Source organism: Flavobacterium sp. GW821-FHT11G01 (assembly GCF_058808175.1).
The window spans coordinates 96,419-109,171 of the sequence record NZ_JBXARK010000005.1 but is presented as its reverse complement, the minus strand read 5'-3'; the positions used below and the strand labels follow the sequence as shown (position 1 = coordinate 109,171).

6 protein-coding genes are annotated in these 12,753 nt (G+C 32.8%); 5 read left to right on the top strand and 1 reads right to left on the bottom strand.

What is annotated here, in order from left to right; all coding sequences use genetic code 11:
* The first annotated feature begins 34 nt into the window (after positions 1-34).
* Together gldJ and AC1RRN_RS11165 are read left to right on the top strand one after the other, a co-directional pair.
* On the top strand, positions 35-1,717 hold the full coding sequence (gene gldJ, locus AC1RRN_RS11170; RefSeq protein WP_492967380.1) for a gliding motility lipoprotein GldJ: 1,683 nt from the start codon (positions 35-37) through the stop codon (positions 1,715-1,717).
* 119 nt (positions 1,718-1,836) lie between these two features.
* On the top strand, positions 1,837-3,123 hold the full coding sequence (locus AC1RRN_RS11165) for a UDP-N-acetylmuramoyl-tripeptide--D-alanyl-D-alanine ligase (protein WP_492967379.1): 1,287 nt from the start codon (positions 1,837-1,839) through the stop codon (positions 3,121-3,123).
* Positions 3,124-3,166: 43 nt separating this feature from the next.
* On the opposite strand, the gene AC1RRN_RS11160 is transcribed toward AC1RRN_RS11165, so the two are convergent.
* Positions 3,167-6,037: a helix-turn-helix and ligand-binding sensor domain-containing protein gene (locus tag AC1RRN_RS11160; protein ID WP_492967378.1), complete on the bottom strand. Its 2,871-nt coding sequence runs from the start codon at positions 6,035-6,037 to the stop codon at positions 3,167-3,169.
* Between the two features lie 345 nt (positions 6,038-6,382).
* On the opposite strand from AC1RRN_RS11160, the gene AC1RRN_RS11155 reads away from it, so the two are divergent.
* The 3 genes from AC1RRN_RS11155 to AC1RRN_RS11145 all read left to right on the top strand — a co-directional run bounded on the left by AC1RRN_RS11155 (position 6,383) and on the right by AC1RRN_RS11145 (position 12,695).
* Positions 6,383-9,493, top strand: a complete 3,111-nt coding sequence (locus AC1RRN_RS11155; RefSeq protein ID WP_492967377.1) for a SusC/RagA family TonB-linked outer membrane protein — start codon at positions 6,383-6,385, stop codon at positions 9,491-9,493.
* A 14-nt stretch (positions 9,494-9,507) separates the two neighbouring features.
* The gene (locus AC1RRN_RS11150; protein ID WP_492967376.1) at positions 9,508-11,016 is read left to right on the top strand and encodes a RagB/SusD family nutrient uptake outer membrane protein; all 1,509 of its coding nucleotides are present in this window, start codon (positions 9,508-9,510) and stop codon (positions 11,014-11,016) included.
* 224 nt (positions 11,017-11,240) lie between these two features.
* On the top strand, positions 11,241-12,695 hold the full coding sequence (locus tag AC1RRN_RS11145) for a glycoside hydrolase family 30 protein (RefSeq protein WP_492967375.1): 1,455 nt from the start codon (positions 11,241-11,243) through the stop codon (positions 12,693-12,695).
* The last annotated feature ends 58 nt before the right edge of the window (positions 12,696-12,753 follow it).

Below are 12,753 nucleotides of genomic sequence, written 5' to 3'. Positions count from 1 at the left end.
TTGCAGCACCTAAATTTATCACCTAAGAATGAGTATGAAAGTAAACAAAATTGTAGCCTTGCAATTAATGATGTCAATGGTATTGATGTTGGGCACGGCTAGTTGTAGCAAAAAATCGAGTTCCAGTCACGCTTCTCGAGCAACAGGTTGGGACGTAGATAGTCAGAATGGAACTTCTGCCAGAAATGCAGGGAAAAAACAACAGGCTGGTCCTGGTTTAGTTTTTGTTGAAGGAGGTACATTTACTATGGGTAAAGTACAGGATGATGTTATGCACGATTGGAATAACACGCCAACTCAACAACACGTTCAGTCATTCTACATGGATGAAACCGAAGTTACGAACGGTATGTACTTAGAATACCTGGAGTGGTTGAAGAAAGTTTTTCCTCCAACAGAAGAAAATTACAAGAATATTTACGAAGGAGCATCGCCAGATACTTTAGTATGGAGAAATCGTTTAGGATATAACGAAACGATGACTAATAACTACTTAAGACATCCTTCATATGCGAACTACCCTGTAGTTGGTGTAAACTGGATTCAGGCAGTTGAATTTAGTAAATGGAGAACAGACCGTGTAAACGAAGCTGTTTTAGAAAAAGACGGATATCTTAAAAAAGGTGCTAAAACTACAGACGTAAGTGCTGAAAGTTTATTTAATACTGAAGCTTATCTTGCTTCACCTTCTACTACTTATGGTGGTAACGAAGAACTTGTATTAAAGAAAAATCCAAACGGAAGAAGACCAAAAGCTAATAAAGATGGTGTTGTAGAAGAAAAAAACGTGTACGCTCAACGTTCTTCAGGAGTTATTTTACCTGAGTACAGACTTCCTACTGAAGCAGAATGGGAGTATGCAGCTGCAGCTGATGTTGGACAAAGAGAATACAATATATATAAAGGACAAAAGAAATATCCTTGGTCTGGAGATTATACACGTTCATCTAAACGTAAAAACAAAGGAGATCAATTGGCTAACTTTAAACAAGGAAACGGTGATTACGGTGGAATTGCAGGTTGGTCTGATGATGGAGCTGATATTACAAACTCTGTAAAAAGTTATGCGCCAAACGATTTCGGATTGTATGATATGGCTGGTAACGTTGCAGAATGGGTAGCCGATGTTTACAGACCTATTATTGATAATGAAGCAAATGATTTTAACTACTACAGAGGAAATCAATATGCTAAAAACAAAATTGGTAAAGACGGTAAAATTGAAATCGTTTCAACTGCTAACATTAAATATGATACTTTAAGTAACGGAAAAGTTGTTGCAAGAAACCTTCCAGGAGAAATTGCTCAGGTTCCGGTTGACGAACAAGAAACATATTTGAGAACAAATTTCAGTACAAGCGATAATATCAACTATAGAGATGGTGATAAACAATCTTCTAGATATTTTGACTTTGGAGATTCTGAATCAGGGCCAAAAGCAGATCAGGCAATGTATAATTCTCCTAAACATAATATCACTACTGATAGTTTAGGTAAGATGATTAGAAAATATGACAACTCTAGCAAACGTACTACTTTAATCGATGATAAAGTAAGAGTTTACAAAGGTGGTTCTTGGAGAGACAGAGCATATTGGTTAGATCCGGCTCAAAGAAGATATTTCCCTCAGGATATGGCAACTGATTACATTGGTTTCAGATGTGCAATGTCTAGAGTAGGTTCAAAAGCTGAAAAAAGAAAATCGCCTAGAAACTAAGTCTTAGAAATTTCAATAACAAAAATTCCAAATTCCAAAAGCTGAACATTTCAGTATGGAATTTGGAATTTTTTGTATTTATTTTTTTCTACTTTTACGGTCTATTAAAAATTTTATAAATGAATATTCAAGAAATTCATAACCTGTTTTTACAATGCAAATCTCTTTCAATTGATACAAGAAAAATTGAAAAAGATTCAATGTTTTTTGCTATTAAAGGCGAAAATTTCGATGCAAATACTTTTGCTAAACAAGCACTTGAATTAGGAGCTTTATTTGTTGTTATAGACAATCAATCTTATTTTATAGATGAAAGAACGATTCTTGTTAAGAATAGTTTAGAAGCACTACAGGAATTGGCAAAATTTCACCGTGCTTATTTAAAATTACCAATTATTGCCCTTACAGGTAGTAACGGAAAAACAACTACTAAAGAGCTTATCAATGTTGTATTATCCAAAAAATACAAAACAAAAGCTACAGTTGGAAATTTGAATAATCATATTGGAGTTCCATTAACATTATTAAGTTTTACTACCGAAACTGAAATTGGAATTGTTGAAATGGGAGCAAATCACAAAAAAGAAATTGAATTTTTATGTGAAATTGCACAACCGGATTATGGATATATAACCAATTTTGGAAAAGCACATTTAGAAGGTTTTGGTGGTGTTGAAGGTGTAATAGAAGGAAAAAGCGAAATGTATAAATATTTAGCTAAGAATGATAAGTTGGCTTTTGTAAATCTTGAAGATGCGATTCAGATTGAAAAATCTGTTGGCATAAAATCTTTTACTTTTGGAATAGGGAACGAGAAAGCGGATGTCAAAATCAAAAATATTACGGCAAATCCTTTTGTGGTTATTGATTACAAAAAATTTAGTGTTCAATCACATTTAATTGGATTGTACAATGCTAATAATATTAATGCTGCAGTTTCTATTGGACGTTATTTTAAAGTGGATGACGACGCTATAAAAGCGGCAATTGAAAGTTATATTCCGGAAAACAACAGGTCACAGTTGTTGAAAAAGGGATCTAATCAAATTATTCTCGATGCTTACAATGCCAATCCGAGTAGTATGGCTGTTGCCATTACAAATTTCCTGCAATTGGATAATCAGAATAAAATAATGATTTTAGGTGATATGTTTGAATTAGGGAAAGAAAGTCAACAAGAACATAAAATCATTGTTGAATCTTTGCTTAATCAAAACAAATCAATTTGCTATTTGATTGGAAAGTCGTTTTATGAAAATAAAATTTCAAAAGAAAATATTCATTTTTTCGAAACTTTTGAAGATTTTTCAAATCATCTGAAAACGATGCATTTTGAAAATAACACCATTTTGATAAAAGGCTCCAGGGGAATGGCGCTCGAGCGTAGTTTGGAATATATTTCATAATAAAAAAAGCCATTCGTTACAACGAATGGCTTTTTAGTTTTTTTTAAATACTCATTAGAAAACCTATTAGATTTTCCTTCTTATTCAAACCTAATTTTTTTCTTAAGCGATATCTTGCCAGCTCAACTCCTCCGGTTGAAATATTCATGATTTCGGCAATTTCTTTAGTTGACATATTCATTAATAAATAAGTCGATAAGTCAAGTTCTCGTGGTGATATGGTTGGATATTTTTCCTTTAAACGCTTCAAAAATTCAAAATGAACGTTCTTGATGTGTTTTTCCAGATCTTTCCAGCTTTTATCTGTATTTACTTCTTTTACAATACTCTTATTTAGTTTACTGACTTGAAATTTTGTTGAATCATCAAGGGCTTCAACGTCAATTTCTTTTAGTTTGTGAATAATCCCGTTTAGAATTTTATTTTTCTTTACAACTTGTAGAGAATTATTTACTAGTTCCTTGTCTTTTGCTAAGATTTTGATTTGGAGCTTGTCATTTTTAAGTTTTTCGATTTCCTTTTCAAGATCATATTGCTCTTGCCTGATTTTTGATTCTTTCTCAAGATAAAGTCTTCTTTGTTCTATCGTTTCATAATATTTGTTTTTTCTGATTTTCATCTTAATTCGGCTTGAAACAACATAAATCCCAATTATAATCAGAACAAAATAAATGATAAGTGCTAAAAAATGCCTGTACCACGGTGGAGACACTGTGAATAAAAGTGTAGACGGTTCTGATTGAATTCCGTAACTGTTTCTAACTTTTACATTCATTTTATAATCTCCCTCACGAAGATTCGTATATTCTTTAATAGCAATAGTGGACCAATTGCTCCATTTGTCATCAAAAGGTTCTAATTGGTAAGAGAATTCTACATTTTCCAGGTTTTCATAAGTTGGAGATGAAAATGTAAAACGAACATGATTTGAGGAATACGGGATGCGTATATTCTGAATTTTATTCTGATTATTTCCCAGAACAATTGTATCGCCTGGAAAAGAAAAACTTCGAATAAATGCTTTGGGTTTAGTAACAAAGTTATTTAATAATTCAGAGTCGTAATGTGCTAATCCATCCGTTAATCCGATAAAAATGTTCTTAGAATCAATTGTATTTACGGATAAGTAATTACTAACCAAATTCCCTGTTAAGTTAGAAAAAGGAGCAACAATATTAGTGTAATACTTATTTCGCTTCATTAATACACCAAGAGATTCATCAAAAGCATACCATAAATTTGATTGTGAATCTTCACTTAATGCATTTATTATTGGAATGTTTTTGAATAATTTAGATAAGTTTTTGTCTTCATAAAACAAATCCTGTTCCTGAGAATATTTGTAGAAATGATTGTTGGTCTGAAAGTATAATTGGTTGTCAATTTTTTGGATACTTCCAATGTTTTTATATTTAGGAGTTAAGTGATTTATTTTTTTGATGAATGAAAATCTTGTCAAATCATTACTAAGTGACATTCTGTAAATTGATTCATCTTTTTTAAGCCATAAAAACGACTCATCAAGCTCAAAACTATTTGATGATTTATCGAAACCAATAACCTGATTTTTATAGACTAATCCGCCAGCTGTTTTTTGAAAAATTGCAAACCCGTCATAATTTGATCCTATAAAATAGCCAGACCGGTTTGGAATATTTTTAAAGCCAAAATAACCTTTCGAATCTATATTATTTGTCACTCTTCCTCCTTTTATCACTAAGGCACCTCTGTTGTTCGAACAAATTAATTCATTGTCTATAACCTGTACATTCCAGGATTGTGCGGTAGTTCCTTCAACTAGTTTAAAAGTATCTTCTTTAAAGCTATTGTTCCAGGCATGATAAAAAACACCTTGATTTGTTGCCACATATAAGTTCCCGTCATGAATCACGGAAGCATAAACAGTACTAATATCATAACTGAAACCAAAATAGGTAAAAGGAGATCCTTCATTTACAAAAGCAATACCATTATCCAAACCTAACCAGAGATTGTTTTTATTGTCAATAAAAGATGTTAGGACAGTATTATTTTGTAAGCCTTTTTTTCGATTGAGATGTTGAATTATTTTACCATTAAAATCACAAATTGCAATACCATCCAGTACAGAGTTTAAAACAATAAAATTGTTTTTAATTGTTACTCCGCCTAATGAATTGTTTTTCTTTACAAAATTATTGGCTTCGGTATTCCATGGTTTTACAGTATTGTTCTCGTATATAAATAATCCTTTTTCAAGTGTTATAATTAAAATTCTCTTTTTATCGAGAGCATACATGGCCCAGATTTCTGTGTTATTGAAGCTGGTTGTGTTTGGTAATTTATATAGCCTGCCATTTTTATATTCTAAGATTCCTTTTCCTTCGTCTTGAAAATAAAGTTTGTTTTGAACTACGAATGAAAATTGAAATCGTTTGGGAGCTTCTAATATGGTTAGTTTGTTGTTTTTAAATATATAAGCTCTGGCAAAAGATTGGAAAATAGTTTGATTATCAAAGGTGTGGATCTTCCAGATAAAATCGATTATTTTGATTTTGTTCTTGTCAATTCGTTTAGCCAGAGATGTATATTTAAGTTTTCCTTTTTCATTTGGCTGAAAATAACCAAATTCATTATAGCCACCTACGAAAATTTTGCCTGAATCATCAATTTTTAAACATCGTACAGAAGTTAAGTTAGGTAATGCATATTTTCTCCAGGAAGAGCCATCAAACTGTAAAAGACCATTATTATTTGCAAAATATAGGTTTCCATTCTTATCCTGATCAATATTCCAATTTTGGGTTCCTCCCTTATATTCGTTTCGCTTGTAATTTCTTACATCAGGTAAACCTATGCTTTTAACTTGCCCAAAAAAGGTGAATGAGAATAATGTAAAAAAAGTAATAATAAAATATGATTTTATCAATTTCATAAAATTTTTAATTTATTTCGATTTTTTGTTCTTAACTACCTGTTATTAAGGAGTTTGATGTGTTTTTGTAATTACTACATCGAGGTAGTAACACGTTTTATTGATAAAAATAAGCATTCTAATACAACTGTAGTGTTTATTTTTGCAATTAACATTTTGATAACATCTTATATTTTATTTTTAAAACATTAAAAATCAATATATTAAAAAAAAAATGATGTGTTTTTGTAATGTGATAAATTTTAGTTTGATGTGTTTTTGTAATGAATTTTAATTGTTGATAGTAAAAAAATAACATTATTATTGCATCAAATTACTAATTAATTAACCAAAATTTTTAGAAAAATGAAATTAACAAAATTACTTATTTTTTGTGTTTCGTCTTTGTTATTCTCGGTTATAGCTGTGGCTCAGGATGTCACGGTAAATGGGATGATAAATGATGAGAGTGGAATGCCAGTTCCAGGTGCAACAGTTGTATTAAAAGGAACAACAAAGTCAACGGCATCAGATTTTGATGGAAAATTCCAAATTCAAGTACCTTCAAACGGGGTTTTGACAGTTACTTTTATTGGATACGCTGCAGTTAATGAGGCTGTAAACGGAAGAACAAAAATTACAATTCAATTAAAACCAGAATCACAAACATTAAATGAAGTTGTGGTTGTTGGATACGGTACTCAAAAGAAAGCAGTAGTAACTGGAGCTATTTCTAGTGTAAAAGCAGCTGATCTTGAAAAAGTACCAAACGGACGCGTTGAGCAAGCTTTACAAGGTCGTGCGGCAGGTGTTACTGTTGCTGCTACCTCAGGACAACCTGGTGCTGCTTCAAAAGTTCGTATTAGAGGTATAACTACTTTCAGAGAAGGTGGAAATGATCCTTTATGGGTAGTTGATGGTGTAGCTATTGATGCAGGTGCAGTTGGTTTTATCAATCAAAGTGATATCGAATCTATAGAGGTTCTTAAAGATGCTGCTTCTGCTGCAATTTATGGTACTCGTGCTGCAACCGGAGTTATTTTAGTTACAACTAAAAAAGGAAAAGCAGGAAAAATTTCTGTAAATTATAATGGTTTTGCTGGTACATCTGGTCCTGCTAAAAGATTAAATTTATTGAATGGATCAGATTATGCTACATTAATGAATGAAAGATCTGTTAATGATGGTGGTGCAGTAAAATATGCTAATCCGGCATCTTATGGAAAAGGTACTGATTGGCAAGATGCAATCTTTAACAATTCAGCTTTCAGATACACGCATGAATTAAGTATTAGTGGTGGTGGTGATAAATCTACTTTCTATGCTTCTTTCGGTATTCAGGATCAGGAAGGTATCGTTGCTACGGATATTTCGAATTATACAAAGAAAAATTTCCGTTTAAACTCAACACATAAAATTTCTGACTATTTTACTTTTGGAGAGACTTTTGGTTACACACACCAAAAAACTAAAGGTATTGGAAATACAAACAGTGAGTTTGGAGGTCCTTTAAGTTCTGCAATTAACTTAGACCCGCTTACTCCTTTAGTTGAGACAAATCCTGCATTAAACACTACTGGTTATTATGGAAATGCAAATGTTGTTAAAGATGCAAATGGAAATCCTTACGGAATTTCTCCTGTAGTACAACAAGAAATGACTAACCCATTGGGTTACATTCAAACTAGATTAGGTGGATATAACTGGTCAGATGATTTTGTTGGAAATGCTTATTTGGAGGCTAACATAACAAGTCATTTAAAATTCAGAACTACGCTTGGTGGTAAAATAGCATATTGGGGAGAAGAGCAGTTTACTCCGGCTTACTACCTTAACCCAAACATGAAAGCTGATAGAAATAATTTTTATCAAAATAATGAAAAATCGTTTTCATGGACTCTTGAAAACATTTTGACTTACTCTAATAAATTCGGGAATCATACTGTAAATGTATTAGCTGGGCAAGGTGCGTATGTAGAGAATATTGGTACTACTCTTAACACAAGAATGTTTGGTCTTCCAATTACAAGTTACCAAGATGCTTCTTGGAATTTTGATATTCCTCAAGCTGACAGATCTACAGCAACAACTGACAAAGTTGAGCATAAATTGGCTTCATTGTTTGTACGTGCTAATTATGATTACATGGAGAAATATCTTTTCACAGGAATCGTTCGTCGTGATGGATCTACTCGTTTTGGTGAGAATAAAAAATGGGGAGTTTTCCCTTCATTCTCTTTAGGATGGGTTATTTCAAAAGAAGGATTCTGGAAAGAAAACGAAGTTGTTAATACTTTAAAACTACGTGGTGGTTACGGAGTTGTGGGTAACGATAATATTGACGATTTTAAATACAGAGCTTTAGTTGTTGGAGGATATAATTACTCTGTTGGAAATACAGGTGCAATTACTACAGGTTACGGAAACTCTACTTTACCAAATGCAGATTTAGGTTGGGAAGAAACATCTCAGACTACTGTTGGTCTTGATGCAAAACTTTTTAATGATTTTTCTCTTGCTGTTGATTATTACAAAAAGACAACTAAAGGAATTTTAAGAAATGTTGTTATTCCTGGATATGTAGGGGTAGTTGATGCACCTTCAGCAAATATCGCAGATATGGATAATAGTGGTCTTGAAGTAGAATTAGGATACAAGAAAAAACTTGGAGATTTTAATTTAGGAGTAAATGCAAATTTTGCTTACTTAAAAAATGAAATTACTTACGTAGGATCGTCTACTAATTATATTGTTGGAGACGCTACTTTCCAATCAATGGGTCCAGTAACAAGAACACAGGTAGGTCACTCATTCAACGAGTTCTATGGTTATAAAACAGCAGGTATTTTTCAAAATGCTGCAGAAGTTGCGGCATACAAAAATGCTGCGGGAGGTATGATCCAGCCAAATGCTAAACCAGGAGATTTCCGTTGGGAAGATGCAAATGGAGATGGTACTATTACAGATGATGATAAACAATTTTTAGGAACTAATATCCCTAAGTATACTTTTGGTCTTACTGTAAATCTGGATTACAAACGTTTTGATTTCATGGCATTTGCTCAGGGATCAGCAGGAAGCAAAATTTTTCAAGGTTTAAGAAGACTTGATGTGCCAAATGCAAATTATCAAACAGAAGCTTTAGGCCGTTGGACTGGAGAAGGAACTTCAAACGATTATCCTAGAATGACGGGTAACGATGCAAATAAAAACTTCAGTAACATGTCTGATTTTTATCTTGAAAATGGAAATTATGTACGTTTAAAAATTGTTCAGCTTGGATACACACTTCCAGTTAATATATCATCTAAAATTGGTTCAGATAGAATCCGTTTTTACTTAACAGGAGAAAATTTAATCACTTTTACAAAATACACTGGATATGATCCGGAAATTGGAGGTCAGGTTTTTGGTGTAGATAAAGGAGTTTATCCTCAAGCAAGATCTATTCTGTTAGGAGCTAACGTTCAATTTTAAAAATTAAAAGAATTATGAAAACTATAAAATTTAAATACATATATATTGCTGTAGCAATGGTGGTCTTAGGATCTTGTTCTGAAGATTTTGTGACCGTTAACCCAGAGGGGAAATTTGACACAAGTACCTATTTTTCTAACGAACAACAATGTTATTCTGCTTTAATTGGAACGTATGATCCATTAAGAAAAAACACTGGAGGTTTCGAAAACATGGTAGCATTCTTAAATGCAGGTTCAGATGATTTTTATGCTGGAGGCGGAAATGCAACTGATGGAAACGGAATTCAAAATTTCTCTACTCACTCACTTTCTTCAATCATTATTCCGGCTAGTTATTGGAATGATCATTATCAAGGTGTTTCAAGAGCAAATCTATTGTTAGAAAAACTTCCTGGAGCTACTATGGATAACGCTGTAAGAAGTAGATTTGCCGGAGAAGCTAAAGCGTTACGTGCATTTTACTATTTTAATTTGGTGAGAATGTTTAAAAACATTCCATTGGTTTTGAAATCATTAACGACTCAGACAATTTATGATCCAGAACAAGTTACACCAGATGTAATTTATGCACAAATAGAAAAAGATTTATTAGAAGCTATTCCTGCTTTACCAAACACTATTGCAGTAGCAACTGAAGGTGGAAGATTTAATAAAGGAGCTGCTCAGGCATTATTAGGAAAAGTATATTTATTTGAAGGTAAAAAAACTGAAGCTGCAGCTGTTCTGGCTCAGGTAAACGGAACTCCTGGCGCAACAAATCAATATGGAAATAAATTGCTAACTAATTTTAGTGATTTATGGGTAACTAGCAATAAATTCAATGCAGAGTCATTAATAGAAGTATCTCACAGTAGTGCGGGTAATACTGACTGGTCATTTTGGGGACAAGGTAAAGATGAAGGAAACTCTTTGAACCAAATGATTGGACCAAGAGGATATTCAAGACCAACAGGTTCTGATGCACCGGATCTTCCTTCAGGATGGGCTTTTAACGTGATAACTCAAAAATTGTATGATGTAATGAAAACTGATCCAAGATTTGGAGCTACTATCTTTGACTTAAAAGCTTTAAAAGCGGCTGGTAAAGCAGACTACATTCCAGCTTATCAGGATACAGGTTATTTCTTGAACAAATATCTTCCAAGAGCATCAGATGTTCGTACAGGTGGAGGTAATCAAGAGTTGAACTACAAACAAAATTCTTATGTTATCAGACTTGCTGATACTTATTTAATGGAAGCAGAAGCTTTGGGTTCAGGACCAAGAGCACAAGCTTTGCTTGATGCAGTTAGAGCCAGAGTAGGTTTGGGTTCTATTCCTGTAACATTAGCAGCTATTAAAAACGAGAGAAGATTAGAATTAGCTGGTGAAGGTCATAGATTTTTTGATTTAGTAAGATGGGGTGATGCTGCAACAGCATTAGCTGATAGAGGTTTCAATGCAGGTACTGACGAAATTTTGCCAATACCTTATACTGAACTTAATGGTACTAAATTAAAACAAAATCCAAATTATCAGTAAAGAACTGACTAGTCAGAAATACAAAATGAATTTAAATATAAATTTCAGAAGCGTAGAGCTGAAAGAAAAACAATAAAGTTTAAGTTAAGTTTAAGTTTGGTTGTAAATAGCCCATAATCATTATGAGTATGGGCTATTTTTTAAATCCTTAAGCAATAGAATTTTGTTTTTTGAAAAACAATTTCTCAAAAACTTCAATTTAGAATTTAAATAATAAGGAAAGAATGAAAAAAAATAGTTTTAAAATTCTATGTTTTTTGTTTTCGCTTACGGCTTTTGCCCAACAACCAAAAACAAAAAAAGAGTTTACAACCAATGGAAAAAAAATAACGGTTTATACTACCGCTGAAAATTCAAATTTGAGAATTACTTCTACAGATAATTTAACTTTTTCAGCATCAAAACAACCTCTTGAAATTGAAACTTCAGTTTTTGTAGAACCATCAAAAAAATTCCAGACTTTCATGGGAATTGGTGGTGCTATTACCGACGCGAGTGCCGAAATTTTCGCTAAACTTTCAAAAGAAAAACAAACAGAATTCTTAAATGCCTACTACGATAAAAATAAAGGAATTGGCTATTCTTTGCTAAGAACAACGATACAAAGTTCTGATTTTAGCAGTGGAAGCTATTCTTATATCGAAGAAGGTGACAAAGATTTAAAAACGTTTTCTATTGATCATGATAGACAATATCGTATTCCGTTAATAAAACAGGCAATTCAGACTGCCGGAGGAAAATTGTTAACTTATGTTGCTCCATGGTCTCCAAATGCTTTTATGAAAAGCAATAAAGATGTACTGAAAGGCGGAACATTATTACCAGAATATTATCAGACCTGGGCAAATTTTTATGCCAAATTTATAAAAGCATATGAAAAAGAAGGAATTCCAATTTGGGGGACTTCAACTCAAAACGAGCCAATGGCTGTCCAAACTTGGGAATCTTGTATTTATACCGCTGAAGCGGAAAGGGATTTTATTAAAAATTTCTTAGGCCCAACATTAAAAAAAGAAAAATTAGGTGATGTAAAAATTATAGCATGGGATCACAATCGTGATTTAATGAATTACAGAGCCAACGTTATTTATTCTGATCCGGAAGCTTCAAAATATGTTTGGGGAATGGGTTTTCACTGGTACGAAACATGGTCAGGAGGCGCATCTATGTTTGACAACGTAGCGAAAGTAAATGAAGCATATCCTGATAAAGGGCTATTGTTTACTGAAGGTTGTGTTGAAAAGTTTGATGCCAAAAAATATCAATTTTGGGGTAACGGTGAAAGATACGGAATCTCAATGATTAACGATTTTAACAACGGAACTGCAGGTTGGACAGACTGGAATATTCTTTTAGATCAAAACGGTGGACCTAATCATGTTGGAAATTTTTGTTTCTCACCAATTCATGCTGATACTACAACAGGAGAATTAATTTATACACCATCTTATTATTATATCGGGCATTTTTCAAAATTCATTCGATTGAATGCTGTACGAGTTAGTTCTGCAGTAAGCAGAAGTGCTTTATTAAGTACTTCATTTCTGAATACTGACGGAACAATGGCAACAATTGTGATGAATCAAACTGATAAAGAGATTACATATAATCTAATCATAGCTGCTGAAAAAACGGTAGTTAAAATTCCTGCGCATGCAATACAAACGCTTGTATATTAATGTTTCATAGAAAGTACGAGGGTTAATCTGAATCATCCATTTTAGCCCTCGATTACTT